General features: G+C 68.6%; 23 protein-coding genes and 5 tRNA genes. 10 read left to right on the top strand and 18 right to left on the bottom strand.

Going from position 1 to position 26,264, the window contains the following annotated elements; genetic code table 11:
- Positions 1–94: 94 nt before the first annotated feature.
- The 6 genes from NUG21_RS09925 to NUG21_RS09900 form a co-directional block, all read right to left on the bottom strand.
- Positions 95–313, bottom strand: a complete 219-nt coding sequence (locus NUG21_RS09925; RefSeq protein ID WP_019795971.1) for a hypothetical protein — start codon at positions 311–313, stop codon at positions 95–97.
- 255 nt (positions 314–568) lie between these two features.
- Positions 569–856, bottom strand: coding sequence for a G5P family DNA-binding protein (locus NUG21_RS09920; protein WP_263392945.1), 288 nt, complete (start codon positions 854–856; stop codon positions 569–571).
- Positions 857–959: 103 nt separating this feature from the next.
- Positions 960–2,018, bottom strand: a complete 1,059-nt coding sequence (locus tag NUG21_RS09915; protein ID WP_263392944.1) for a replication initiation factor domain-containing protein — start codon at positions 2,016–2,018, stop codon at positions 960–962.
- Entirely contained in the window at positions 2,015–2,152 is a 138-nt protein-coding gene (locus tag NUG21_RS09910) for a hypothetical protein (protein WP_019795975.1), read from the bottom strand. The genes NUG21_RS09915 and NUG21_RS09910 overlap by 4 nt, the downstream gene beginning before the upstream one ends.
- Positions 2,145–2,330 carry a hypothetical protein gene (locus tag NUG21_RS09905; protein WP_019795976.1) on the bottom strand — a complete coding sequence of 62 codons (186 nt, stop codon included), beginning with the start codon at positions 2,328–2,330 and terminating at the stop codon, positions 2,145–2,147. The genes NUG21_RS09910 and NUG21_RS09905 overlap by 8 nt, the downstream gene beginning before the upstream one ends.
- Entirely contained in the window at positions 2,330–2,482 is a 153-nt protein-coding gene (locus tag NUG21_RS09900; protein ID WP_019795977.1) for a hypothetical protein, read from the bottom strand. The genes NUG21_RS09905 and NUG21_RS09900 overlap by 1 nt, the downstream gene beginning before the upstream one ends.
- A 128-nt stretch (positions 2,483–2,610) precedes the next feature.
- Here NUG21_RS09900 and NUG21_RS09895 point away from each other — a divergent pair, with 128 nt between their 5' ends.
- Positions 2,611–2,997: a DUF3693 domain-containing protein gene (locus tag NUG21_RS09895; protein ID WP_019795978.1), complete on the top strand. Its 387-nt coding sequence runs from the start codon at positions 2,611–2,613 to the stop codon at positions 2,995–2,997.
- A 41-nt stretch (positions 2,998–3,038) separates the two neighbouring features.
- On the opposite strand, the gene NUG21_RS09890 is transcribed toward NUG21_RS09895, so the two are convergent.
- The 3 genes from NUG21_RS09890 to NUG21_RS09880 are packed head-to-tail and all read right to left on the bottom strand — an operon-like array spanning position 3,039 to position 5,247.
- Positions 3,039–3,254: a hypothetical protein gene (locus tag NUG21_RS09890; RefSeq protein WP_263392943.1), complete on the bottom strand. Its 216-nt coding sequence runs from the start codon at positions 3,252–3,254 to the stop codon at positions 3,039–3,041.
- A 56-nt stretch (positions 3,255–3,310) separates the two neighbouring features.
- Positions 3,311–4,561: a sensor histidine kinase gene (locus tag NUG21_RS09885; protein WP_263392942.1), complete on the bottom strand. Its 1,251-nt coding sequence runs from the start codon at positions 4,559–4,561 to the stop codon at positions 3,311–3,313.
- Positions 4,558–5,247: a response regulator gene (locus NUG21_RS09880; RefSeq protein ID WP_019796034.1), complete on the bottom strand. Its 690-nt coding sequence runs from the start codon at positions 5,245–5,247 to the stop codon at positions 4,558–4,560. Before NUG21_RS09880 ends, NUG21_RS09885 begins: the two co-directional genes overlap by 4 nt.
- A gap of 108 nt (positions 5,248–5,355) precedes the next feature.
- Between NUG21_RS09880 and NUG21_RS09875 the strand changes: the two genes are divergently transcribed.
- Genes NUG21_RS09875 through NUG21_RS09855 form a run of 5 tightly spaced genes read left to right on the top strand, consistent with a single transcriptional unit; the run spans position 5,356 to position 13,742 of the window.
- Complete coding sequence (locus NUG21_RS09875) at positions 5,356–6,816, top strand: efflux transporter outer membrane subunit (protein WP_263392941.1); 1,461 nt, start codon at positions 5,356–5,358, stop codon at positions 6,814–6,816.
- A 26-nt stretch (positions 6,817–6,842) separates the two neighbouring features.
- The gene (locus NUG21_RS09870; protein WP_263392940.1) at positions 6,843–7,661 is read left to right on the top strand and encodes a MipA/OmpV family protein; all 819 of its coding nucleotides are present in this window, start codon (positions 6,843–6,845) and stop codon (positions 7,659–7,661) included.
- 23 nt (positions 7,662–7,684) lie between these two features.
- Positions 7,685–8,803 carry an efflux RND transporter periplasmic adaptor subunit gene (locus NUG21_RS09865; protein ID WP_263392939.1) on the top strand — a complete coding sequence of 373 codons (1,119 nt, stop codon included), beginning with the start codon at positions 7,685–7,687 and terminating at the stop codon, positions 8,801–8,803.
- Complete coding sequence (locus NUG21_RS09860; protein ID WP_263392938.1) at positions 8,800–11,874, top strand: efflux RND transporter permease subunit; 3,075 nt, start codon at positions 8,800–8,802, stop codon at positions 11,872–11,874. Before NUG21_RS09865 ends, NUG21_RS09860 begins: the two co-directional genes overlap by 4 nt.
- The gene (locus NUG21_RS09855; protein ID WP_263392937.1) at positions 11,871–13,742 is read left to right on the top strand and encodes an esterase/lipase family protein; all 1,872 of its coding nucleotides are present in this window, start codon (positions 11,871–11,873) and stop codon (positions 13,740–13,742) included. The genes NUG21_RS09860 and NUG21_RS09855 overlap by 4 nt, the downstream gene beginning before the upstream one ends.
- Positions 13,743–14,048: 306 nt before the next feature.
- Here the strand turns inward: NUG21_RS09855 and NUG21_RS09850 are convergent.
- The 4 genes from NUG21_RS09850 to NUG21_RS09835 form a co-directional block, all read right to left on the bottom strand.
- Positions 14,049–14,124 (bottom strand) — tRNA-Glu (locus NUG21_RS09850).
- Positions 14,125–14,168: 44 nt separating this feature from the next.
- Positions 14,169–14,244: transfer RNA gene (locus NUG21_RS09845), tRNA-Ala, on the bottom strand.
- A 112-nt stretch (positions 14,245–14,356) separates the two neighbouring features.
- Positions 14,357–14,432: transfer RNA gene (locus NUG21_RS09840), tRNA-Glu, on the bottom strand.
- A 45-nt stretch (positions 14,433–14,477) separates the two neighbouring features.
- Positions 14,478–14,553: transfer RNA gene (locus NUG21_RS09835), tRNA-Ala, on the bottom strand.
- 423 nt (positions 14,554–14,976) lie between these two features.
- On the opposite strand from NUG21_RS09835, the gene NUG21_RS09830 reads away from it, so the two are divergent.
- From NUG21_RS09830 to NUG21_RS09820, 3 genes are all read left to right on the top strand, one after another.
- Positions 14,977–15,063 (top strand) — tRNA-Leu (locus tag NUG21_RS09830).
- A 179-nt stretch (positions 15,064–15,242) separates the two neighbouring features.
- Entirely contained in the window at positions 15,243–15,623 is a 381-nt protein-coding gene (locus NUG21_RS09825; RefSeq protein ID WP_048489724.1) for a response regulator, read from the top strand.
- A 160-nt stretch (positions 15,624–15,783) separates the two neighbouring features.
- A complete protein-coding gene (locus NUG21_RS09820; RefSeq protein ID WP_263392936.1) occupies positions 15,784–19,587 on the top strand; it encodes a PAS domain-containing protein in 3,804 nt (1,267 codons plus the stop codon).
- A 55-nt stretch (positions 19,588–19,642) separates the two neighbouring features.
- Here the strand turns inward: NUG21_RS09820 and NUG21_RS09815 are convergent, their stop codons facing one another.
- The 3 genes from NUG21_RS09815 to NUG21_RS09805 all read right to left on the bottom strand — a co-directional run bounded on the left by NUG21_RS09815 (position 19,643) and on the right by NUG21_RS09805 (position 24,034).
- The gene (locus NUG21_RS09815; RefSeq protein WP_263392935.1) at positions 19,643–22,012 is read right to left on the bottom strand and encodes a Tex family protein; all 2,370 of its coding nucleotides are present in this window, start codon (positions 22,010–22,012) and stop codon (positions 19,643–19,645) included.
- 96 nt (positions 22,013–22,108) lie between these two features.
- Complete coding sequence (locus tag NUG21_RS09810; RefSeq protein ID WP_237473194.1) at positions 22,109–23,674, bottom strand: hybrid sensor histidine kinase/response regulator; 1,566 nt, start codon at positions 23,672–23,674, stop codon at positions 22,109–22,111.
- Positions 23,675–23,818: 144 nt separating this feature from the next.
- Complete coding sequence (locus tag NUG21_RS09805) at positions 23,819–24,034, bottom strand: hypothetical protein (protein ID WP_019795894.1); 216 nt, start codon at positions 24,032–24,034, stop codon at positions 23,819–23,821.
- Between the two features lie 177 nt (positions 24,035–24,211).
- Here NUG21_RS09805 and NUG21_RS09800 point away from each other — a divergent pair, with 177 nt between their 5' ends.
- Positions 24,212–25,423 carry an NAD(P)/FAD-dependent oxidoreductase gene (locus NUG21_RS09800; protein WP_242083288.1) on the top strand — a complete coding sequence of 404 codons (1,212 nt, stop codon included), beginning with the start codon at positions 24,212–24,214 and terminating at the stop codon, positions 25,421–25,423.
- 138 nt (positions 25,424–25,561) lie between these two features.
- On the opposite strand, the gene NUG21_RS09795 is transcribed toward NUG21_RS09800, so the two are convergent.
- The gene (locus NUG21_RS09795; RefSeq protein WP_242083306.1) at positions 25,562–26,017 is read right to left on the bottom strand and encodes a hypothetical protein; all 456 of its coding nucleotides are present in this window, start codon (positions 26,015–26,017) and stop codon (positions 25,562–25,564) included.
- Positions 26,014–26,214: a PspC domain-containing protein gene (locus NUG21_RS09790; protein WP_026144177.1), complete on the bottom strand. Its 201-nt coding sequence runs from the start codon at positions 26,212–26,214 to the stop codon at positions 26,014–26,016. The genes NUG21_RS09795 and NUG21_RS09790 overlap by 4 nt, the downstream gene beginning before the upstream one ends.
- Positions 26,215–26,264 lie beyond the last annotated feature (50 nt).

The following is a 26,264-nucleotide window of genomic DNA, read 5'->3' as shown; positions in this document are numbered from 1 at the left end:
AAGTAACCGACGTATTGCATTGATGCCCCCTATTTCGTGACGCGCGATAAAAAGGAAAGGGCGGGTTTCCCCGCCCTGCCCTACCTTGCTGGGATCAGCCGCCGCCAGCGCGCTGGCTCTTGCGGATGATGACGACCACGCCGGTGAGCGTCAGCACCGCAGCACCGATGAGATAGAGCGTGCTCTTGTCCATCGAAGCGGTGGCGGCGTCGGCCAGCGGATCGGCAGCGAAGGCCGAACCGGTGACCACCAGGGCGGTGACGCCGGCGACGCCGGCAGCGATCTTGTTGCGGAGGAACTGGATCTTGGACACGGGTATCTCCTGTTGAGTGGGATTTGTGACGCGACACGGATTAGCCACCTGCGACCCGGCGGGACTGCCGGATCATGAAACCCACGGACCAACAGCCAACGATGCCGGCTGAAATGACCAGGGAATCAGCCACGCTGAGCGGCGGCGGAAAGCTCGACGTGGGGCCATAGAACGGATAGGCGCACTGGGCTGTTGAGGCGTCGTAGTCGGACGCTTTGCAGTGCAGCGTCAGCACGGTCTCTCCGTCCATGGGTACTACGCCGCCTTGACCGGGGCGGGCTGCTGGGCGGGCTTGTCGACGCGCACCAGGGTGGGCTTACGCGGAAGGCCGAGGTCGCCGTACTGGTTGACGGTGACGTTGTCTTCCAGGTTCAGGTCGTAGATGCCCGGCTCGTAGGGCGGTTCCTTGCCGAGATCGAGGCGAACCGTCTGGCGAAACTTCGGAGTCTCGGCGCTGGCCTCCTGGGTGCGGATGATGCCGCTGCGGCCACCCTTCTCCCAGTGCTTCTCGTTGACGTGGATGCTGGTGATGGTGATCTTCATGGTGCTGGTTTCCTGATGGTGATGGCGCTGGTGGTGGGACATTCCGTGATGCGTCACGGGCGGCGGTTGGCCCCGCGCCGCAAGCGGCACGGTGCCTGTGGTGCTAGGCAAGGTCGGGGAAGAGTTGATCCAACTGATTGGACAGGCGAATCTCTAACTCACACTGAGACAGATGCTTGAAACGACCAGGCACACCGTCGTGCATGAGGTAGCGCTGCATCACCGAAACGGCGTAGTCGCGGGAGCGCGCCATGCAGGCATTCCAGAGGACACAAAGGGCGGTGCCTGCCTGGGTGTCGATGAAATCGATCATGGCTTTCGCGGAGGGATTGACCATGCGCTCTTTGAGCTGCAAGCGGTCAAGCTCACCGATGACAAGGTCAGCGAGGATCGCGTAGGCACCGCGGTAGTACTTGCCGGGGTTTGTCAGAACGTCCAAAGGAAGGTCGATGCGCTTGGCGTAGAGGCGCAACTCGCAACGCACCCAGGGGCTTTCCGGGTCGCCAAGCTGCTTGCCTTTCTCGTAGACGCAAAGTTCCTTGTGACCTTTCTGGCCGACGTAGAGCGTGCAGCCCTTGCCACTACCCTCGTCGCTCTGGTGACGCGCCTGAGGCGGGCGGCCATTGGACGTGAACGCACCCTGGTGGTACGCCTGGCGGAAGTAATCAACGTCGAAGGTCAGACCAGAATGGTCATCGACGGCGATATCAGCGCGGGTCAGGTGAGCGCCGAGGTCGTCCGCGATGCGCTCGACGTAGGGCCAGCTGGGAACGTGGGTGCACCCCTGCCCTGTCAGGCTGATGCAGACCTCCCCGGTGTCGGAAACGCCGATCTTGCCGCAGACGGATGAGGTCTCATCGATCAGCGTGGCGCTGCGCTCATAGCGGAAGTTCCAGAGGCGCTCGAGCAAGGGGCCGGCGACGATGCTGCCAGAGGTGCCGAAGACGTAGGCCACCATGTCCTGGGCGCTCATGCGCTTGAGCAGCTTCACGGCCTTGTCGGTGTCGAAAACGAGGGTGCAGAAGTCAATCAGCGGCTTCGACAGGCCGTCCGGGGTCTGAGACTTTTGGCCCGTGTTACTGCTCGGGCCAACCGGGTGTGCCGGCCGATTGCACAGCTGCGCCGGTGAAAAGGGGTGGTAGAGGGCAACCAGGAGGCTCATCGAGCGTCGTTCCTGACTTTGATCGCGAGCGGCGCTGCCACGACGGCGACGACCGGAATGAGATACAGCGCGAGGAGCGCGCAGGCGATCAGGTGATCGAGCAGGGAGAACTGGGACCAGTCGGGGTTATGCACGGCGGGCGGCCTCCCGCTTGGCTTCCTGCACCATGCAGTAGGCGCGGAAGTCGGCCTCAAGCTGCTGGTCAATGCGGCGATCGAACCAGCGCGCATAGGCGAAGTAGCCGCGGATAAGCAAGGCGACAGCCAGAACGCCGGCAATGGCAAGCTGGACTGAGAGAATTTCGTGACTCATCACCGAATCTCCCCGAGGCGGAAGGCTTGGTAGCGGCGCTCGATGGCGGTGTTGACCTGGTCGACCAGGTCGAAGCGGCTGCGAGGGCGGAAGACGGCACGCGCGCGGAAGAGCTTGCACAGCGGCATGGCTGCGAGGCGTTCGATGTCCATTCGTGAATCCCCTGTCCCCTACCCGACCCGTGGCCCCCGGGGGGTGCCGGGGGGCGGGGTGTCGAACAACGCTCGACACGGGGCATATGTAAAATGAGGATCGACTGTTATGTCAAGGAAAATTCAACATGCAGACCCTGAACGTTCTTCTTGACAAGGCGCGGAAAAACTGTCCTAGCGACTCCGACAACTCGTTGTCGAAGCAAATCGGGGTGTCTAGGTCTGCGGTGTCGGTGTGGCGACGTGGCGGCCAGATCACGAATGAGCACCTGATGGCGCTGATAGATCTAGCGAAGGCAGATCCCGCACTGGCTACGAAGGTGAGGGAAGAGGCGTCGGAAACAGAAGTTGAGCGGCGGGCGTGGGCAACGCTGTGGGACAGGCTAAGCGCGGCCGCCGCGGTGGTCGCGCTGGTGGTGCTGACAATCGGCACCGTGCCGGCGGCGCATCAAAAAAAGACCATTGAAATCAATGGCTTGCACGGCTCCGGTGCGGATAAAATGTATCTTATGTAAAATTCGTATGCCGCAGCGCCGCTCGCGTCCACGTCACCCGTTCAACGCTTCTCCAGCCGCCGCCGTATCTGCGACATCTGCCTGGCACTGAAGTTGCCGCCGTGGCGATCCAGCAACGCAACCACGGTCGCGTGCGCCTCGTCAGCCCGGCGCTGCAACTCCTGGATGGCGGCGTGCTCGATGGCTTGCCATTCCTCGGCGGTCTTGCCCGTTGGGACGGCCTGGCGCTGGCGGTTGGTATCCAATGCGGTACTCACGTGGAAGCCTGGGACTGAACGTCTCCGTTCGTGCAGCGGACTTTACCGCACCGATCTCACGCTTGCCGTTTGCGCGGATGTGGCGCAGGCGCACTGCTGCGACCCGCGCCCGCATCACCTGCTAACCCGGACGGCAACCGCACCTGGGCGCATAGTCCGCCGCCCCCGCGATTGGCGAATTCCAGCGCACCGCCGTGCGCTTGGCAGATGGCCGCGACGATCGACAGGCCCAGGCCGCTGCCGCCGGAATGGCGCGCACGCGAGTCGTCGGCGCGCCAGAAACGGTCGCCCATGCGTGCCAGGGCGTCTTCGTCGACGCCGGGGCCGCGATCGGCGACGCGGATCAGCACGCCATCGGCATCGGCTTGCGCCTCCAGCGCCAGCTCGCCGCCGGCCGCGGCGTAGCGCAGTGCGTTGTCGATCAGCACCGACAGCACCTGGCCCAGGCGGTCGCGGTCGGCGCTGATTTGCAACTGCTCGGGAATGCGCACGTGCACGTGCATGCCCGCCTCCTGCAGCGGCTGCGCGGCCCAGGTCAGGCGCTCGCGGACCAGCGCACCGAGCGCGAACCGCTGCGGTTCCAGCATCAGCTGGTTGGCGCGGGCCATCGACAGCAGGTGCAGGTCGCCGACCAGGCGATTGATCTGCTCCAGCTGGCGCTGGACCATGCGCAGTTGCTCCTCGCTGCTCGGGAACACCTGGTCGAGCATGCCCTGCACTCGCCCCATCGCGGCGTTGAGCGGGGTGCGCAGTTCGTGCGCCAGCATCGCGCTGGACTCGCGCACTTCGCGCTCGTACTGCTGCAACTGCGCGCTCATGCCGTTGAAGTCGATCGCCAGCCCGGCCAGTTCGTCGGGCGCACCGGGGACCACCCGGGCGCGCGCGGCGAAATCGCCGTCGCTGATGCGCCGCGCCGCCTCGGCCACGTTGGAGAACTGCCGCGACAGCGGCCGCGAGGCGAGCAGGCCGCAGACCACGATCACCGGGATCGACGCCAGCACCATGCCGGCCAGCAGCCACCAGTCGCGGCTGGCCAGCCCGGGCAGGAAGTCGGCCACGTCGTAATAGGTTTCGAACAGTTCCCACAGGCGCCGCGCATTGCTGTGCGGATCCTCGCGCAGCTGCAGCATCTCCTGCCGCGCCTGCGGCGGCAGGCGGCTCAGGGTGGACACGTCCCAGATCGCGAAGCGCAGCACCATGCCCAGCGCGATCGCGATGATGGTCAGCACTGCCAGCGCACTCATGCGCAGGCCCACCCACTGCCACAGCGGCGCGTGGCGCTTGCGGCGGAACCAAGACCAGTTCATCGGAAGCGGTAGCCGATGGCGCGCACCGTCACCAACAGGCCGGTGACCTGCTCATGCTCCAGCTTCTTGCGCAGGTTGTGCACGTGCGCATCCACCACCCGCTCCAGCGCATCGCTGTCGGGCAGGCAGATCTCCAGCAGTTCGCTGCGGGTGAAGGCCTTGAACGGCGTCTTCATCAACGTGGCCAGGATATTGAACTCGGTCGGGGTCAGCTCCAGCGCCACCTCCTGGCCGTCGGCAGCGCGCACGGTGGCGCGCACCGCCGCGGTGTCCACGGTAAGCCGCTCGTGACGCAGCGGCTCCTCGCTGGCACGCGCCGGCCCGGCGCGGCGCAGCACCGCATACACCCGCGCCACCACTTCCTTGGGGCTGTACGGCTTGACCACGTAATCGTCGGCGCCGTAGCGCAGCGCGCCAAGCTTTTCCGGCTCGTCGCCCATCGCGGTGACCATGATCACCGGCGTGTCGCTGCTGCGGCGGATCGTGGACAGCACCTCGGTGCCGCTGAGCCGTGGCAGCATCACGTCCAGCAGCACCAGGTCCGGTTTCCACTGCGCATGCACCGCCACCGCCTTCTGCCCGTCCTCGGCGATAGTGACCTCGAAGCCGTCGCGGCGCAGGTAGGCCTCGAGGATGCTGGCGCTGTCGGCATCGTCTTCGACCAGCAGGATCTTCTTCGCGTGCATTGCCTGGTGCCCGTTTTCGCGTCTTGATGGAATCTTGAAGATTCCTAGAAGGCGGCTTGAACATGCCCGCCGATGCTGGCAGTCGAGTTCGATCACCCGACCGCCGCCATGATTCTACCGTCCCCGTTGCTCCGCCCGCGTCGCGCCCACGCCCTGCTCGGCCTGCTCGCGCTCGCCCTGGGGGGCTGCTCCTTGGCGCCGGTCTACCAGCGCCCGCAACCTGCCCTGCCCCCTACGCTGGGCGCGACCGCCGCAACCACTGGCACTGCCCAGGACCGCAGCGACAGCGCACTCACGGATCAGGAACAGCAGTTCGTGCGGGCGTTCTCGCCGCAGCACGACCTGGCCCCCCTCGTGACCCAGGCGCTGGCCCACGACCCGGACTTCCGCAATGCCGTGCTGACCGTGCAGCAGGCGCGCGCCCAGTACCGCATCGAACGCGCGCAGCAGCTGCCGCAACTCGGACTCGATGCCCAGGGCACGCGCCGCAGCTACGACGACGCGGCCACGCAGGCACGCTATGGCCAGAAGCTGAGCACCGTCGCGGTCGGCGTGGACGGCTTCGAACTGGACCTGTTCGGCAAGCTGGCGTCGCTGTCGGCGGCGGCGCAGCAGCGCTACCTGGCCACCGAAGAAGGTCGTCAGGCGGCGCGCGGTGCGCTGGTCGCCGAAGTCCTCCGGGCCTACACGCTGGAACGTTCCGCCCTGCAGAGCCGGCAGCAGGTGCAGACCATCGCCGAGCACAGCGCCGCGCTGCTGGCGATCGCCACGCGCCAGCAGGCAGTCGGGCTGATTTCCCAAGATGCGCTGGACCGCCAGCGCCACGACGACGACCAGGCGCAGGCGCGCGCGCAGCAGGCCGCCAGCGACCACGCCGCCGCTCGCCGCGCCCTGCAATTGCTCGCTGGCTACGCCGCGCCCGACGGGGCCGGCACCTTGCAGGAGCTGTTGCCCGGCGCCGAGCAGGACGACGGCCGCGCCTGGCGCGACCTCGATTCGCAGCTGCTGCTGCAGCGCCCGGACGTGCGCCAGGCCGAGGCCGAACTGCGCGCGCGCAATGCCGACATCGGCGCCGCACGCGCCGCCTTCTTCCCGTCGATCCGGCTGAGCACCTCGCTGGGCACCGCCAGCGAGGCCTTGAACGGCCTGTTCATGCCCGGCAGCCGCACCTGGAGTTTCATGCCGCAACTGGTGCTGCCGCTGTTCGACGGCGGCCGCAACCGCGCCAACCTGGATCTCGCACAGCTGCGCAAGGACGGCGCGGTGGCCGACTACGAGAAGACCGTGGAAGCGGCGTTCCGCGAGGTCGCCGATGCGCTGGATGCGCTGCCGGCGCTGCAGCAGCGCGAACGTGGCGAACGGACCAACCTGGAACGCGAACGCCAACGCGTGGCGCGCCTGCAGCAGCGCGTCGCGCAAGGCCTGCAGGACCGCCCCGAGTTGCTGGCCGGCGACATCCAGGCCGCCCAGGCCGAACTGGCGCACCTGCAGGCCCGCCAGGACCTGTTGCTCGATCGCATCGCGCTGTTCCGCGCGTTCTATGGCGTGCCGCTGCCGCACGCGCCCTGACCTTTCCCCCACCCGAGGTTGCCCCGATGAAACATGTCCTCTCCGTTCTGTCGCCCACGCTGACCGTAGCCTTGCTGGCACTGCCGCCGACCGCGCATGCCGCAGACCCCGACCCGGCGCCCAGCGCCGGCCTGTTCGGCGACCGCACCCAACTGAGCGTGGGCGCTGGCGCCATGCTGACCCCGCGCTATGCCGGTTCCGCCGACGATCGCGTGCAGGCGGTGCCGGTGTTCTCGGTGCAGCGCGGCATCCTGTTCGCCGACACAGTGCGTGGTGCCGGCGTGCAATTCCAGAACGCGCACGGCTTCTCCGCCAGCCAGTCGTTCGGCTACGACCTCGGCCGCCTGCAGCGCAACAGCAGCTGGCGCCCCGGCTCCAAGAACCTGGCCGGCATGGGCGACGTGCCCGGCGCGATCACCGCGCGCAGCCTGGTCATGCAGCAACTCACCCCGTACCTGGCGCTGGACGCCGAGGCCGAGTTCGCGCTGAAGGACGGCGCGCGCCGCAACCGCTACCGCGCCGGGGCGCGCTTCACCCTGCTGCAGGCCGCGGCCGACAACGTGACCCTGGACCTGGACACGCACTTCGGCGACCGCCGCTTCAACCAGGCGTACTTCGGCGTCACCGATGCGCAGAGCCTGGCCAGCGGCTTTCAGCCGCATCGCGCCGATGCCGGCGTGTACGCCTACACGGTCGGTGCCGAATGGGACCACACCCTGTCGCCGCACTGGACCGCCTCGCTGCTGCTCAACGCCACCCGCTACGTCGGCCCCGCCGACGGCAGCCCGGTGGTGCGTCGCCGCGCGGGTGCCGGCGGCGGCGCCACCCTCACCTACACCTTCTGATCGCTTCCGGGACACCGCCGACCATGATCCTGCGCCCCACCCTGCTTCTCCCGCTGTGCCTGGCGCTGGCCGCGCTGGCGTTGTCCGGCTGCGACCGCGAGGCCCCGCCGCCGGCCGATGCGCCGCGCGCGGTCAAGCTGGAAACCGTCGGCGGCGACGCCGCGCACGACAGCATCCGCTACCTCGCCCAGGTGCGCCAGCAACAGCGCGCCGACCTCGGCTTCGAAGGCGGAGGCCGCATCGCCACCATCGCCGTGGACGTGGGCGACCGCGTGCACGCCGGCCAGGTGCTCGCGCGCCTGGATCCGGAACCGAACGCCCTGCGCCTGCAGCAGGCCGAGGCCGGCGTCGGCATCGCCGCGGCCGACCTGCAGCAGCAACAGACCCAGCTCGCCCAGCAGCAGGCCATGTTCGACGACGGCGCCGCCTCCGCGGCAACCCTGACCGCGGCCAAGAGCGCCTTCGCCGCGGCGCAGGCGCGGGTGCGCAGCGCGCAATCGGACCTGGCGCTGGCGCGCCGCGCGGTGCGCCAGTCGGAACTGCGTGCGCCGTTCGACGGCAGCGTGGTGGCACGGCTGCAGCAACCCGACACTCTGATCGGCACCGGCCAGCCGGTGCTGCAATTGGACGGCGCCGATCGCGCGCAGGTGCTGGCGACGCTGCCGGCCGAGCGCGCAGCGGCGCTGCAACCCGGCCAGCGTGTGCTCGCCTACCGCAGCAGTGCGCCGCAGCAAGGCTTGCCGCTGCGCCTGCGCAGCGTGTCCGAACGCGTGGACGGCGGCGCCACCGTGCAGGCGCTGTTCGACAGCGCCAGCGCCGATGCAACGCAGCCGCGCAGCGGCGAATCGCTGCTGCTGGCCTTGCCCGACAGCGTTGCCGACCAGGCACCGAGCGTGCCGCTGAGCGCGCTGCTCCCGAGCATGGCCGATGGCCAGACCATGGTGTTCGTGTACCGCCAGGACAGCGGCAGCGTGCGTCGCCGCCGGGTCGTGATCGGGCACAGCGATGGCGGCCGCGTGCAGATCCTGCGCGGCCTGGCCGCGGGCGAGCGCATCGTCGCCGCCGGCGCCGCCTTCCTCCACGACGGCCAGCACGTGGTGCCGTTCCGTCCCACCACCCGCCTCGGCACCGTCTCGCCATGAACCTGACCCGCGCCACCCTGCAGTCCAGCCGCCTGGCACTGTTCAGCGCCGCCCTGATCCTGATCGGCGGCATCGTCACCTTCCTCGGCTTCCCCTCGCAGGAAGAGCCCAGCGTGACCGTGCGCGATGCGATCGTGCAGGTCGGTTTCCCCGGCATGCCCAGCGAACGCGTGGAGAACCTGCTCGCGCGCCCGCTGGAGGAACGGCTGCGTGAGGTCAGCGGCCTGAAGAAGATCGTCACCACCATCCATCCCGGCAGCGCCATCGTGCAGGTCACCGCGCAGGACAGCGTCAAGGATCTGCCGGCGCTGTGGCAGCGGGTGCGCAGCAAGGCGGCCGAGGCCGGCGCCGAGCTGCCCGCGGGCACCCAGGGGCCGCTGGTGGACGACGACTTCGGCCGCGTCGCCATCGCCTCGATCGCGGTCACCGCGCCCGGCTTCAACACCGCCGAGATGCTCGGACCGCTGCGGCAGATGCGCGCGCAGCTGTATGCCGTGCCGGGCGTCGAGCGGGTCACCTTCCACGGCCTGCAGGACGAACGCGTCTACGTCGCCTTCGACCGGACCAGGTTGGGCGAAGCCGGCCTCACCCCCGCCGCGGTCGCGCAGCAACTGCGCGCGCAGAACGTGGTCGCCGGTGGCGGCCTGGTCGCCGCATCGGGCATGGCGATGACCGTGACCACCTCCGGCGAAGTGCGCGACCTGGACGACCTGCGCAATACGCCCATCGCGACGCAGGGCACCGACGGCCCGCGGCAGATCCCGCTGGCGCAACTGGCGCGCATCGAGCTGATGCCGGTGGATCCGCCGGAGACCGGCGCGATCTACCAGGGCCAGCCGGCCGTGGTGGTGGCGGTGTCGATGGCGCCGGGCAACAACGTCGCCGAGGTCGGCAAGGCGCTGCGGCGCACCCTGGGCGAGACCGCCAAGGCGCTGCCGGTGGGCTTCGCGCAGCACGTGGTCACCTTCCAGGCCGACGTGGTCGAGCGCGAGATGGGCAAGATGCACCACGTGATGGGCGAGACCATCGTCATCGTGATGGCGGTGGTGATGCTGTTCCTCGGCTGGCGCACCGGCCTGATCGTCGGCGCGATCGTGCCGCTGACCATCCTCGGCGCGCTGATCGCCATGCGGGCGCTGAACGTGGAACTGCAGACCGTGTCCATCGCCGCGATCATCCTGGCGCTGGGCCTGCTGGTGGACAACGGCATCGTCATCGCCGAGGACATCGAACGGCGCCTGGCCGCTGGCGAAGAACGCCGCGCCGCCTGCGAGGCCGCCGGCCGCAGCCTGGCGATCCCGCTGCTGACCTCCTCGCTGGTGATCGTGCTGGCGTTTTCGCCGTTCTTCTTCGGCCAGACCAGCACCAACGAATACATGCGCTCGCTGGCGATCGTGCTGGCAGTGACCCTGCTCGGCTCGTGGCTGCTCAGCATCACCATCACCCCGTTGCTGTGCATGTACTTCGCCCGCGCGCATGCCGCGCCGGCCGACGGCCACGGCGACACCTATACGTCCAGGCCGTACCGCCTGTACCGGCGCGCGATCGAAGCACTGCTGGCGCACAAGGCACTGTTCCTGGGCAGCATGCTTGCGCTGCTGGCACTGGCGGTGACGGTGCTGGTCTCGGTGCCGTACAGCTTCCTGCCCAAGTCCGACCGCCTGCAGTTCCAGATGCCGGTGACCCTGCAGCCCGGCAGCGATGCGCGCGAGACCCTGCGCACCGTGCAGTCGATCAGCCAATGGCTGGCCGACCGCCGGCAGAACCCGCAGATCGTCGACAGCATCGGCTATGTCGCCGATGGCGGCCCGCGCATCGTGCTCGGGCTGAACCCGCCGCTGCCGGCGGCCAACATCGCCTACTTCACCGTCAGCGTGCGGCCGGGCACCGACATCGACGCGCTGATCGCCAAGGTGCGCACCCACCTGCGCCAGGCGTATCCGGCGGTGCGCGCCGAGCCCAAGCGCTTTTCGCTGGGCTCCACCGAATCCGGCGTGGCCATCTACCGGGTGATCGGCCCGGACGAGGCGCAACTGCGCCGCCTCGCCGCCGGCATCGCCGACGCCTTGCGCGCCCTGCCCGGCACGCTGGACGTCAGCGACGATTGGGACAGCCGCATTCCGCGCTACGTGGTGCAGGTGGACCAGGCCAAGGCGCGCCGCGCCGGCGTCGCCAGCGAGGACATCGCCCAGGCGCTGCAGCTGCGCTACGGCGGCGTGGACGCTTCGGTGATCCGCGACGACGGCAGCAACGTGCCGATCGTGCTGCGCGGCGACAGCGACCAGCGTGCACGCGGCGGCAACCCGGGCGACACGCCGATCTATCCGTCCTCCGGCGCTGCGCCGCTGCCGCTGTCGGCGATCGCCGACATCCGGCTGAGTTCGGAACCCTCGACGATCCAGCGCCGCAACCTGAGCCGCGCCATCACCATCACCGGCCGCAACCCGGACCTGACCACCGACCAGGTGGTGGATGCGCTTGCCGACAAGGTGGCGGCGTTGCGCCTGCCGCCGGGTTACCGCATCGAGATGGGCGGCGAGTTGGAGGACGCGGCCGAAGCCAACCAGGCGCTGCTGCAGTACATGCCGCATGCGCTGGGCGCGATCCTGCTGCTGTTCGTGTGGCAGTTCAATTCGTTCCGCAAGCTGTTCATCGTGGTCGCCAGCATTCCGTTCGTGCTGATCGGCGCCACCCTCGCCCTGCTGGTCACCGGCTATCCGTTCGGCTTCATGGCCACCTTCGGCCTGCTCGCGCTGGCCGGCATCATCGTCAACAACGCGGTGCTGCTGCTCGAGCGGATCGAGGCCGAACTGGCCGATGGCCTGGGTCGGCACGAGGCGGTGATCGCCGCGGCGGTCAAGCGCCTGCGCCCGATCGTGATGACCAAGCTGACCTGCATCGTCGGCCTGATTCCGCTGATGCTGTTCGCCGGGCCGTTGTGGACCGGCATGGCCATCACCATGATCGGCGGCCTGGCCCTGGGCACGCTGGTGACCCTGGGGGTGATCCCGGTGCTGTACGACCTGCTGTTCGCGCGCCGTGCGGGCATGCCGGCGAAGGCCGCGGCATGAGACGCCAGCGCTGGCGCCGCGTGGCGCTGGCCTGCGTCGTGCTGGGGCTGGCGCAGTGCGCCGGCGGCTGCGCCAGCGTCACGCTGCAGCGCGTGGATGCCGCGCGCTACATCCAGGCCAAGCGTGGCGACGCCCTGAGCGCCGCGCGCCCCAGCGATGCCGCCCTGCAGACGCTGAACGTCGCCGGCCTCGACGCGGCAAGCTGCACGGCAACGGTTGCGCCATGCGTCGAGCAGTTGCTCGGCAACACCGACCTGGACCAGGAACGCGTCCTGGCGACGGCGTCGGAACTGTCGCTCCTGGCCGCGCAGCGTGCCGCCAGGCAGCAGCCGGACGGCGATGCCACGCTGGCCGCCTGGCTGCAGACCGCGCGCTACGCCTACGCCTACCTGTTCTTCAGCGGACGCACGCCCAGCGAACGCGCCTTCGAGGAACGCCAGACCCAGGTGCGCGACTATTACAACTATGCCGTGCAGCAGGCAGTGACCGCGTTGTTTGCGCGCTACCAGCGGCATCCGCCTGCCACCCACGACGCCGATGCGCCGATTGCCGCCCTGCCCGAGTGGACGGTGACGCTGGATGCCAGCGGCATCGGCAGTCCAAAGGACATGCCGATGCCCGAAGCGATGCTGGCGGCCAGCGGCCTGCGCTTCGACGGGCTGCGCAGCGTCTATCGGCGCGACGGGTTCGGTGCGGAAATGGTCGCGGTCCTGCCGCGGCCGGCGCCGGACGTCATCGGCGCTGCCGACGCCGCTCCCGCCTACAGCGACATGCCCACGCCCAACCTCACGGTCTTGCTGCGCTTCGACGGCCGCACTCTCAAAGAGGTATTGGCCGGCCACAGCGCCCACGTGGAGGTCCACGATCCCTCGCTCAGCGAGCGGGTGGCGATGGGCGGTGCCGACGTGCCGCTGGCCGCCAACTTCAGCGCCGGCTATGGCGTATGGATGGCCCGCGCCGGCTTCGCCGCGCAATCGCTGCGCACCCTGCTTGGCCTGGGGCACGGCATCGACCGGCCGCACGTGTTCCTGACCCAGCCCTACGATCCGAACCGGCGCGTACTGGTGCTGCTGCATGGGCTGGCCAGCAGCCCGGAGGCGTGGGTGAACCTGGCCAACGACCTGCTCGGCGATCCGCAGGTCCGCGCGCGCTACCAGATCTGGCTGGTGTACTACCCGACCAACCTGCCGATTCCCTACACCCACCTGCAGGTGCGCACGGCGCTGCAACAGACGCTGGACCAGTTCGATCCGCAGCGCCGCAGCGTGTCCGCACACGACATGGTGTTGATCGGGCACAGTATGGGCGGTGTGCTGGCGCGCTTGATGGTGTCCTCCAGCGACGGCGAGCGGCTGTGGCGCACCTTGTTCGATGGGGCCGCGCTGGATCCGCAGGCGCGCCAGGCGCTGCAAGCCAGGCTCGGACCGATGCTGCATTTCGCGCCGATGCCGGAAGTATCCGAAGCGATCTTCCTGGCCACCCCGCAGCGCGGCACGCCCGAGGCCGCCGGTACCCTCGGCGAACTGGCGCGCGCCGTGATCGGCCTGCCCCGTCGCGTCCTGGATCAGTTCAAGGACATTGCCGGCAAGGACATGCTCGGCCCACTGCCCAACAGCATCGACAGCCTCAGCGACCGCGATCCCTTCATCCTTGCCGCGGCGCAGTTGCCGATCTCACCGCAGGTGAGCTACCACTCGATCATCGGGCAGGAGGATCCGCGCGTGCCGCTGACGCAGTCCAGCGACGGCATCGTGCCGTATTGGAGCGCCCACCTGCCCGGCGCCGCCTCGGAAACGGTGATCGTCTCCGGGCATAGCGTGCAACGGACGCCGCAGGCGATCCTGCAGATCCGCCGGCTGCTGCATTGAGCGGGCGCCGCAGCGTAATAGCCCCTCTCCCCTCGGGAGAGGTTGGGGTGAGGGTACGGCACATCCACGTGCGTTCGAAATGCCAAGGCGCATGTCACGACAGTTGAAATGTCGTGCGCGTCCGACCCTCATCCGCCCCTGCAGTGCACCTTCTCCCACAGGGAGAAGGAAGGAGCCAAAGCCCCTCTCCCTCTGGGAGAAGGGTTGGGGTGAGGGTACGGGCGCACCCCCCGCCATCTCCAGGACGCCGCCACGACCTCAGCACGCATAAAAAAACACCCGGCGATGCCGGGTGTTTTCGAAGAGTGGCGTCCCCACGGGGATTCGAACCCCGGTCGCCACCGTGAAAGGGTGATGTCCTAGGCCTCTAGACGATGGGGACGCAGATAACGATGTTGCTTTGCGGACGGCCTATGTCCGAAAAGTTGGTGGAGCCAGCCGGGATCGAACCGGCGACCTCTTGCATGCCATGCAAGCGCTCTCCCAGCTGAGCTATGGCCCCACGTGTACTGGCAGAAGCGGAATCTTACCCGACTTTCTTCCGATGTACAAACCCCGCACTCAATGCGTTCGGCAGAGCCGAACCCGGATGCGTGCGAGGAATTCCTGCAAATTGGCGTCCCCACGGGGATTCGAACCCCGGTCGCCACCGTGAAAGGGTGATGTCCTAGGCCTCTAGACGATGGGGACGCTGTTAACGATGTCGCTTTGCGGACAGGCCTACGTCCGAAAAGTTGGTGGAGCCAGCCGGGATCGAACCGGCGACCTCTTGCATGCCATGCAAGCGCTCTCCCAGCTGAGCTATGGCCCCACGTGCTGCGAGGAGCGGAATATTAACGATCGTGATCGGCACACGCAAGCGTTTTTTTGCGGAACGTGTGTGGCATCGCCAAGGCACCCGCCATACCTCATCGAATCGTCGTGGGCGCCTGCATTCCACGACGCGCGAGCCTCGCATCGACCATCACAACGATGTGGGTCCATGGCAGTACGCGGCACAGAAACGCTGCCGAGCGTCTGCAGCCATGCCCCGCGCGCAATTGACGATATCGGCACAACACGAAGCGCCCCTGGGAAGCGCGACACGGATGTCGCGACGGCGTACCGCCTATAGAGAGAGCGGCCCGGGAACGCCCCGCCCACTGCCATCCCTCTCCCCTGCCCCACACTGGGACAGCACCGGCATGGCGCCGCTAGCGGCACGGCCGCACAGTCGGCTATACTCCGCGGCCGCGCCGAAGTGGCGGAATCGGTAGACGCAGCGGACTCAAAATCCGCCGCCCTTAAAAGCGTGTGGGTTCGAGTCCCACCTTCGGCACCAGGACTGACGGCAGCTTCGGCTGCCGTTTGTTTTTTGCGCGACCGCCGCGTGTTTGCACGACCGCCGGTGCGTCGATGGCGATCACAGGTAAACGCTTCATCTTCCGGCGGCCGTTTGTCTAGGCGGCGGCAGTGACGGTCCCGCTATACTTTCCGTTCCCAAACCTTAACGAGCAAGCGATGTCGGCATTGCGGGGCCTGCGTATCCTGGTGGTCGAGAACGACGAGATGAACGCCACGCTGCTGGAACTGCAGCTTGCCCAGGCGGGCGCCGAGGTGGTCGGTGTCGCCGCCTCCGTGCAGCAGGCCCTTGCGCTGATCGACAGCGAACGCCCCGACCGGGCCGTGCTCGACTTCCGCCTTTCCGCTGGCGAGACCAGCGAGCCGGTGGCGCGGGCGCTGAGCGAACGCGGAACGCCCTTCGTGCTTGCCACCGGCGTGGCCGCCGATGCCCTGCCCACCGGCTTCGCCGCCGGCGTGGTGCTGACCAAGCCCTATCTGTCCGAACAGCTGATCAAGGCCTTGCAGGACGCTCACGCCAAGACGACCGCACGCCCCTGAGAATCCCCGATCGTAAGCCCGCCGCCTGGCGGGGACGATTTCGAGGGACTCCACCATCAACGCCCAGGACTGTTCGCCGCCCCCTGTCCGGTTTCCCGCCGGCAGCGCCACGGGAGCCTTGCTGCGCGCCATCGATTGGCATGAGCACGAACTGGGGCCGATGGAGCAGTGGCCGAAGAGCCTGCTCACCGCGCTGTCGATCTGCCTGAACTCGCGGTTCCCGATGGCGGTGCGCTGGGGCGAGCGCCAGTTCAACCTCTACAACGACGCCTACGTGCCGATCCTCGGCCTGCGCCACCCGCAGGGCTTCGCGCGGCCGATGGAAGAGGTGTGGCCGGACGTGTGGCCGGAGGTCCGGGCACAGGCCGACCAGGTCATGGCCAGCGGCGAATCGACCTGGAACGAACATATCCCGTTGACGATGATGCGCAACGGCTACAGCGAGCAGGTGTACTTCACCTTCTCCTACAGCCCGCTGTTCGACGACGACGGCCATATCGCCGGCGTGCTGTGCGTGTGCACCGAAGACACCGCGCGGATCACCCTGGCCCGCGAACGCGATGCCCTGCTCAAGGCGCTGGACGCGCAACGCGCGCAGATGGCCGATGCTTTCGAGCAGTCGCCGGCGGCGCTGGCGATCCTGCGCGGCCCGGACTACGTGATCGAGACCGTCAACCGGCGCTACCAGCAGTTGGTCGGACCGCGCGAGGTGGTCGGCCGTCCGCTGCTCGAAGCCATTCCGGAAATCCGGCAGCAGGGCATCATTGGCCTGCTCGACAGCGTCCGCAGCAGCGGTCAGGCGTTCATCGACGAGGCGATGACCTTCCAGCTCTGCCGCACGACCCACGAAGCGACCTCGGAAACCACGCTGGAATGCGTGTATCAGCCGATGCACGATGCCGAGGGCAAGGTCAGCGGGATCCTGGTGCACGGCATCGACCGCACCGAGCAGGCGCGCGCGCAGGCGCACGACAGCTTCCTGCTGATGCTCGAGGACACGCTGCAGAACCTGCACAGCGTCGAAGCGATCTGCGAGACCGGGGCCGCCCTGCTCGGCCAGCACCTGGGCGCCAGCCGCTGCGCCTACGCGATCGTCGAGGCCGACGAGGATGCCTTCGACGTGCGCGCCGACTACGTCGATGGCGCCACGCACCTGACCGGGCGCTCGCGCTTCAGCGACTTCGGCAGCGACCTGCTGGACTGCATGCGCGAGAACCGGCCGTGGGTGGTGCAGGACACCGAGACCCACCGGCCGCCGATGCGGATGGACGATCCGAACTATCGGCGCCTGGGCATGCGCGCGGTGCTCACCGCCCCGCTGCACAAGGCTGGCCGGCTGGTCGCGGCGATCGGCGTGCACCAGACCCAGCCGCGGGTGTGGATGTCAGCCGAGATCGAGCTGGTGCGGTTGGTGGCGGCGCGCTGCTGGGAATCGATGGAACGCGCGGGCGCGCAAAGCGAACTGGCCAGCAGTGCCGCGCGGCTGCGCGAACTGGCCGATGCGATGCCGCAGATCGTGTTCACCGCCATGCCGGACGGCCACGTCGACTACTTCAACCGCCGTTGGTACGAATACACCGGGCTGCCGCTCGGCGAGGCCGGCTATGACAGCTGGCGCCATGTGCATACCGAGGAAGGCCTGGCACGGGTGATGGAGGTGTGGCCGGAGGCGCTGCGCAGCGGCAAGCCGTACGAGATCGAGTACCCGCTGCGCCGCCATGACGGCGAGTACCGCTGGCATCTCGGCCGCGCCCTGCCGATCCGCGACGACAGCGGCCGCATCGTGCGCTGGATCGGCACCAATACCGACATCCACGACCGCCGCCTGGTCGAGCAGCGCCTGCAGGAAAGCGAGCTGCGCTTCCGCCAGCTGTGCGACAACGCCCCGGTGATGATCTGGATGTCCAATGCCGACGGCGACTGCGAATACGTCAGCCGCCAATGGTATCTGTTCACCGGGCAGAGCGAGCAGGAGGCGATGGGCAGCGGTTGGCAGGAAAAGATCCATGCCGACGACCTGGCCGCCATCGGCCGCACCTTGGCGCGCGCCTGCGCCGACCGGCGCGGCTACACCATTGAGTACCGCCTGCGCCGCCATGATGGCGAGTATCGCTGGTGCGTGGACACCGCCACGCCGCGCTTCAGTTCGTCGGGGCAGTTCCTCGGCTTCATCGGCTCGCTGCTGGACATCGCCGAGCGCAAACGCATCGAGAACGCCACCACCGCCGAGCGCGCCGCGCTGGAGATGATCACCACCGGCAAGCCGCTCAACGCGGTGCTGGAGGCGATCGCGCGCGGCATCGAGTCGCAGAGCGATGTCGGCTTGCGCTGCACCATCATGCTGGTGGACGAGCATCGCCAGTGCCTGCTGGAAGGGGCGGCGCCGAGCATGCCGCCCGCCTTCCGCAAGGCAGTGCAGCGCCTGCCGATCGGTCCCAACACCGGTTGCTGCGGACGCGCCGCCTACCTGCGCCGGCAGGTGCTGTGCAGCGATGTGCGGGTGAATCCGCATTGGCAAGCCTACCTGGCCACCGCCCTGGAAGCGGACATCATCGCCTGCTGCTCGACGCCGATCCTGGCCAGCGACGGCGAAGTGCTGGGCGTAGTCGCGCTGTACTACCCGTTCGTGCACTACCCCAATCCGCACGAACAGGATCTGGCGCGCTCGGCCTCGCACCTGGCCGGCATCATCATCGAGCGCCGCGGCACCGATCTGCGCCTGCAGCAGCTGCTCGCCGCCGAACAGAGCGCGCGCAGCGAGGCCGAGCGCGCCAGCCGCATGAAGGACGAATTCCTGGCCACGCTCAGCCATGAGTTGCGCACGCCGCTCAACGCGATCCTCGGCTGGTCGCGGCTGATGCAGGACGAGGCGGTGCGCGAGAAGGACCTGGTCAGAGGCCTGGAAGTCATCGAACGCAGCGCCCACTCGCAGGCGCAGATCATCGATGACCTGCTGGACATGAGCGCCATCCTGTCCGGCAAGGTGCACCTGGAGCCGGACGAGTTGGACCTGCGCGCATTGCTGGCCGAGACCATCGATGCGGCCCGTCCCGGCGCGCAGAACAAGGGCATCGACATCGTGCTGGTCGCCGACGACGCCACCGCCCTGCCCTACCTGGGCGATGCGGTGCGGCTGCAGCAGGTGCTGACCAACCTGATCGGCAATGCGATCAAGTTCACCCCCAGCGCCGGCACCGTCACGGTGACCCTGGACAGCACCAGTACCCACGTGCGCATCGCCATCGGCGATACCGGTATCGGTATCGACCCGGTGTTCCTGCCGCACGTGTTCGACCGCTTCCGCCAGGCCGATGCGAGCAGCACGCGCAGTGCCGGCGGCCTCGGCCTGGGCCTGGCGATCGCCAAGCAGCTGGCCGAACTGCACCAGGGGCAGTTGTCGGTCAGCAGCGACGGTGTCGGTCTCGGCGCGACCTTCACCCTGCTGCTGCCGCGCAACGACTTGCACGGCCTGGACGCGATCCGCCGCGGCGACGACGCGGCGATGCCAGGCGGCGTGCTGCGACGCGGCGGCATCCGCCTGGACGGCGTACGCGTGCTGGTGGTGGACGACGACATGGATTCGCGCGGCGTCACCCAGCGCTTCCTGCAGGAAGCCGGCGCCGTGGTCGAGACCGCGGTCTGCGCCGACGATGCCGAGGCGCTGCTGCGCGAGCGGCCGTATGCCCTGCTGGTCAGCGACGTGGGCATGCCACGCCGCGACGGCCACAGCCTGATCCGCAGCGTGCGCGCCCGCGGCGCTGGCGCAGCCAGCCGCATCCCGGCCATCGCGCTGACTGCCTATGTGCGCAGCGAGGATCGCGCGCTGGCCCTGGAAGCCGGCTTCGATGCACACCTGGGCAAGCCGGTGGATCCGGTCAAGTTGCTCGGACTGGCCGCATCGCTGGTGGCACCGCCGCCGGCTACGCTCGCCACCGACCAGAGTTCGCGCGCCGAACCGGCCTGATCCGGCGCAGCGCACGACCGCAGCTTGCGGTCGCGCCGGCCTTCCTCCTGCAACCTCAGCCGCGTTTGGCGCGGGCGAACGCGTCGGCCAGCGCACTGTTCACCGGCGCTGCCACCGTCGTGGCCGGACGCGGCCTGGCGTTGCCGCCGCCGGAGTTGCCGCGCCCGTCGCGCTCGCGCCGCGGCGGGCCACCGGCACCCCGCGCGCCGCTGTCGCGCTCGGCCGGACGCGCCGGCGCCGGCGCGTCGTCCAGGCGCCGGGTCAGCGCGATGCGCTTGCGCGCCACGTCCACCTCCAGCACCTTGACCTTGACGATGTCGCCGGCCTTGACCACGTCGCGCGGATCCTTGACGTAGCTGTCCGAGAGCGCGGAGATGTGCACCAGGCCGTCCTGGTGCACGCCGATGTCGACGAACGCGCCGAACGCGGCGACGTTGCTGACCACACCCTCCAGCACCATGCCCGGCTTGAGGTCCTTGATGTCTTCCACGCCCTCGGCGAAACGCGCGGCCTTGAACTCCGGACGCGGGTCGCGGCCGGGCTTTTCCAGTTCCTTGAGGATGTCGCGCACGGTGGGCAGGCCGAACTTCTCGTCGGTGAACTGGTCCGGCTTGAGCCCGCGCAGGAAGCCGCCGTCGCCGATCAGCGCCTTGATCGGCTTGCCGGTGGCGCCGACGATGCGCTCCACCACCGGGTAGGCTTCCGGGTGCACCGCCGAGGCGTCCAGCGGTTCCTCGCCATCGGCGATGCGCAGGAAGCCGGCGCACTGCTCGAAGGTCTTCTCGCCCAGCCGCGGCACCTTGAGCAGATCCTTGCGGCGCTTGAACGGGCCGTTGTCGTCGCGGTGGCGCACGATGTTCTCGGCCACGCTCGACGACAGCCCGGACACGCGCGACAGCAGCGCTGCCGAGGCGGTGTTGACGTACACGCCGACTGCGTTCACGCAGTCCTCCACGCGCGCGTCCAGCGCTCGCGCCAGGCGGTACTGGTCGACGTCGTGCTGGTACTGGCCCACGCCGATGGCCTTGGGCTCGATCTTGACCAGCTCCGCCAGCGGATCCTGCAGGCGCCGCGCGATCGACACCGCACCGCGTAGCGACACGTCGAGCTGCGGGAACTCCTTGGCGGCGAACTCGGAGGCCGAATACACCGAAGCGCCGGCCTCGCTGACCACGATCTTCTCCAGCTTCAGCTGCGGGTTCTGCTTGATCAGGTCCGCGGCCAGCTTGTCGGTCTCGCGGCTGGCGGTGCCGTTGCCGATCGCGATCAGCTCGACGCCGTGCTGGGTGCACAGCTGCCGCAGCGTGTGCAGCGACTGGTCCCACTGCCGGCGCGGCTCGTGCGGGTAGATGGTGTCGGTCGCCAGCAGCTTGCCGGTGGCGTCGACCACCGCGACCTTGCAGCCGGTGCGGATGCCGGGGTCCAGGCCCAGGGTCACGCGCGGCCCGGCCGGCGCCGCCAGCATCAGGTCCTGCAGATTGTCGCCGAACACCGCGATCGCCTCGGCCTCGGCCTTTTCGCGGGCCTGGTTGAACAGGTCCAGCAGCAGGTGCATGTGCAGCTTGGCGCGCCAGGTCATGCGGCAGGCATCCAGCAGCCAGCGGTCGCCGGGGCGGCCCTGGTTGGCGATGCCGGCGCGCAGCGCGACGCGGCCTTCGGCGTACTGATGGCCGGCCTCGGCCTCGTTGCCGGGATCCAGTTCCAGGTACACGATCTCCTCGCGGCGCGCGCGGAACAGCGCCAGCAACCGGTGCGAGGGAATCTTGGCCAGCGCTTCGGCATGATCGAAGTAGTCGCGGTACTTGGCGCCTTCCTGCTCCTTGCCCTCGGACACGCGGGCGCGGATCACCCCGACCTCGCCCAGCCAGCTGCGCAGTTCGCCGACCAGCGCGGCATCTTCGCCCCAGCGCTCCATGAGGATCGCGCGTGCGCCTTCCAGCGCGGCCTTGACGTCGGCCACGCCCTTGTCGGCATCGACGAAGCCGGCGGCGAAGGTCTCCGGCACCAGGCTCGGATCGGCCAGCAGGCCGTCGGCCAGCGGCTCCAGCCCGGCCTCGCGGGCGATCTGCGCGCGGGTGCGGCGCTTGGGCTTGTACGGCAGGTACAGATCTTCCAGCCGCGACTTGGTGTCGGCGGCGACGATCTCCGCGCGCAGTTCGTCGCTGAGCTTGCCCTGCTCGGCGATGCTGGCCAGCACCGCGGCGCGGCGCTCTTCCAGTTCGCGCAGATAGGTCAGGCGCACTTCCAGGTTGCGCAACTGGGTATCGTCCAGCCCGCCGGTGACTTCCTTGCGGTAGCGCGCGATGAACGGGACGCTGGCGCCCTCGTCGAGCAGGGCGATGGCGGCGCGCGCCTGCGCCGGCTGCGCGCCGATCTCGGCGGCGATGGTGTGGGCGATCTGCTGGGCGAGCTGAGTGTCGTGCATTGCGTCCGGCCGAAGCCGCCTTGCGGAAAACCCGCATTTTCGCAGTGCGCGCGCCGCCGGGGAACCCGTTGACAGGCGCGCGCCGACCTGGCCGCGTCAGCTCACCCCGTTGGGGCCGTCCAGCACCATGCGCACCTTGCGGGTGAGCTCCTGGCGGTTGTAGGGCTTGGCCAAGACGTCGAACTCGTTGCCGCCAGCGTCGGTGCGCTCGATCGAGGATTCGGCGTAGCCGGTGGTCAGCAGCACCTTGATCTTGGGCCGGCGCCGCCGCGCCTCGCGCGCCAGCATCACCCCGTTGAGGCCGCCCGGCATGATCAGATCCGAATACAGCAGGTCCACGTGCACGCCGGTATCGAGCAGCTCCAGCGCCTCGCGGGCGTTGTAGACCACGTGCGTGGCATAGCCCTGGTCCTCCAGGAACAGCCGCGCCAGCTCGGCGATGTCCGGCCGGTCCTCGACGATCAGGATGGTCTCGTCGCCCTGGCGGTCGAACGGACGGCGCGTGCGCGAATCGCGCGGCGCCATGTTCTCGACGTTGTCGTCGATCGGGAAGTACAGGCGCACGGTGGTGCCGTGGCCCTCCTCCGAATACAGGCGTACCGCGCCGCCGGATTGCTTGGCGAAGCCGTACACCATCGACAGGCCCAGGCCGGTGCCCTTGCCTTCTTCCTTGGTGGTGAAGAACGGATCCAGCACCCGCGCCAGTACCTCCGGCGGCATGCCGCTGCCGTTGTCGGTGATCGACACGCAGACGTAGTGACCGGGCAGCAGGTTGTCGTAGGTGGTGGGTTCGTCGGCGCGCACCGACACGTTGCGGGTCTGGATCACCAGGCGCGGCGACGCCTGGTCGGCCATGGCGTCGCGGGCGTTGATCAGGATGTTCAGCAGCGCCACTTCGGCCTGGGTCGGGTCGATCCGGCAGTTGCGCAGGTCCGGCGCCAGTTCCAGCGAGAACGCGATGCCGTCGCCCAGCGTGCGCTCGGCCACATCGCTCATGCCGGCCACCAGGGCATTGAGGTTGAGTACCCGCCCTTCCAGCTTCTGCTTGCGCGCGAACGCCAGCAACTGCTGGGTCAGGCGCGCGGCCTGGCCCGCGGCGTCGCGCGCGCGCTCCACGCTCTTGCGCAGCAGCAATGGGTTCAGCGGATCGCTCTCGACCGCATGTTCGATCAGTTCCAGGTACCCGGACATGACCTGCAGCAGATTGTTGAAGTCGTGCGCGATGCCGCCGGTGAGCTGGCCCAGCGCTTCCATCTTCTGCGCCTGGCGCAGCGCGTCCTCGGCGTCGCGGCGGCGGCTGACATCCAGCTGCGACCCGAAGAAATAGACCAGTTCGCCGCGATCGTCGTAGACCGGAGAGATGTACAGCGCGTTCCAGAAGCTGGAACCGTCCTTGCGGTAGTTGAGGATCTCCACCGCCACTTCGTCGTGCGTGGTGATCGCATCGCGCACACTGCGCACCGTCTCGCGGTCGGTGTCCGGCCCCTGCAGGAAGCGGCAGTTGTTGCCGATCAGCTCATCGCGGCTGTACCCGGTCATCTCCAGGAACGCGCGATTGACGAAAATGATCGGGTTGTCCGGCTGCCGCGGATCGGTCACGATCATCGGCATGCGCGTGGTCTGCACCGCAGCGAAGAAGATATCGCTACGCTGGTTGGACATGTCGGTGGGTGCGTTCGGGTCGACGGTCGTCGGCGGCGCCGGGCTGTTACTGGTTTCTGGTGCGGGCATGGTCGATGGCAGGTCGGTGCGAACCGTCGCTGGCCCGCCTAGGCGGGCGGCCACACCGGGGTTCGCACGCCGGCGTCAACGCGAATAATACCTGTGCAGCCGTTCCACGACGAACTCGTCCTGCAGCGATTCCAGCGCCATGATCCGCACCTGCCGATCGCTCACCGCCAGCAAGCGCTCGACATAGATCTCCGGGCCTGCCTCGGTTTCCTTCATGGACTTGCGGAAACCGTAGGGCACCACGCCCTTCTCTCCGTCCTTGCTGCCACCGATGTACAGAACGACCGACATGACGCTTCCTCTACAGGGAATTCGTGGAACTGGCGCGCACCATACACAGCGCCATGTGAGGGACTTCTGCACCGAGGTTAATCGCGGCTGTTTGCCCCAAGGTGACGCCTGCGCCGCCTCACGCGAACTTAACCGGGCCTGCGCGTAAGTCGCACATCCTTTCTGCGCCGGGTCGTCATGGATCTTAAAAGCGGCTATCCCTTCTGGTCGGTCCGCAACGGGCTGATGCAGAGTTTTCCGCAACTGCGCGACGACGTGCGCTGCGATGTCGCCGTCGTTGGCGGCGGCATTACCGGCGCGTTGATCGCCGAGGAGCTGAGTACCCACGGGCATGCCGTGACGGTCCTGGAGCAGCGCGACATCGGCTGGGGCAGCACCGCGGCCAGCACCGCCCTGCTGCAGTACGAGATCGACACCCACCTGATCGACCTGGCCAAGCGCTATGGCGAACCCGCCGCCGCGCTGGCCTACGGTGCCTGCGCGCAGGCGCTGGAGCAATTGCGCGACCTGGTGCGGCCGCTGCGCGACGTCGACTTCTCCCGCAACGACAGCCTCTACTACGCCAGCAAACGCCGGCACGTGCGGGTGCTGCAGGAAGAGCTGGAGGTACGCGCGCGGCACGGCCTGAACGTGGAATGGCTGGACGCGCGGGCGCTGGACACGGACTACGGCATCCAGGCGCACGGCGCGATTCTCAGCCACCAGGCGGCGCGGGTGGATCCGTACCGCCTCACCTACCGTCTGCTCGGCCGGGCGTTCCGGCGCGGCGTCGGCGTCTACGACCGCACCCGCATCGCGCGGATCGTGGTCAATGGCCGCGGCGTGACCCTGCACACCGACCAGGGCGCGCAGGTGCGCGCCGGCCACGTGGTGATGGCCGCCGGCTACGCCAATCAGCACTGGCTGGACCAGCGCGTGGCGCGCAACCGCAGCAGCTATGCCTTCGTCAGCGACCCGCTGGATCCGTCCGCGCTCGGCCCGCTGCACGACACCATGGTCTGGGAGAGCGCGCGGCCGTATCTGTACCTGCGCAGCACCGGCAACGGCCGCATCGTCGCCGGCGGCGAGGACGACAGCGTCGACGTGCCCGCACGACGCGATGCGCGCGTGGACAGCAAGGCACGGACGCTCTCGCGCAAGATCGCCAAGGCGATCCCCGGGCTGGAGCTGCAGCCGACCTTCGCCTGGGCCGGCACCTTCGCCGAGACCGAAGACGGCCTTCCGTTCTTCGGCCCGCATCCGCAGCACGGCCCGCGCGTGCAGTTCGCCATGGCCTACGGCGGCAACGGCATCACCTACAGCATGATCGGCGCCGGCCTGCTGCGCGCGCAGATCGAGCGGCACGCGCACCCGCTCAAGCGCCTGTTCGGTTTTTCACGACTGGATTGACGGCAGCCATTCGCAAGGACGTGGGTCGCTCGTAGGAGCGGCTTCAGCCGCGACCAGGCATTGCCAGGAACGCCCGTCGCGGCTGAAGCCGCTCCTACGCGATGACCTCGTGCATGGCCAAAGCAGCGGTTTGCGCACTCAGCCCGTGCCCGGCCACCAGCCGCGACCGTACAGCGCGTAGCGATCGGCAGCCCGCTCCAGGGGATTGCGCACGCTGACCCCACCGCAGGCCAGGTACACCGGCAGGAACAGCGGCCCCAGCAGCATGTACTGCAGCACGTGCGCACGTTCGTGGTCGCCGAGCCGCACCGCCGGATGCCGGCAGCGACCGGCGGCGTGCTCGTAGGTGGCGCAGGCCACGTCCAGATCGTCGGCGCTGAGCAGGATCACGTTGCCCAGCGTCATCGCCCCGCGCGGCCGCAACGGCACCCGTTCGAACACCAGCGCCAGTTCGCGGCGGCTGAAACGCAAGCGCGCACCGAAGGCCAGCGCGATGCTCCCGGCAAGTACACCAAGCAAGGTATTGGGCGAAGTCCACAGGGCGCCGACGGCGATGCCGGCACGGCGCCAGGCCAGCGGCAGCGGCCGCTTCAGTCGGCTTCGTTGGGAATCAGCAGCCACAGGATCAGGTAGACCAGGATGCCGGGGAACGCGGCCGAGACGATCGACCCGACCACGTACAGCACCCGCAGCAGGGTCGCATTCCAGCCGAAGCGGTGGGCGATGCCGCCCATCACGCCCGCGATCATGCGGTCGTTCAACGAGCGCGACAGCGAACGGGGTTGCGACATGGCGGCGGCTCCAGCGACGGCGGCGCCCCACTCTACCCGCGCCGACGCGG

The sequence above is a fragment of the Xanthomonas sp. CFBP 8445 genome (assembly GCF_025666235.1).
Taxonomy (GTDB): Bacteria; Pseudomonadota; Gammaproteobacteria; order Xanthomonadales; family Xanthomonadaceae; genus Xanthomonas_A; species Xanthomonas_A indica.
Note: the sequence above shows the minus strand (reverse complement) of the source record. Positions and strands in the feature narration are given on the sequence as shown.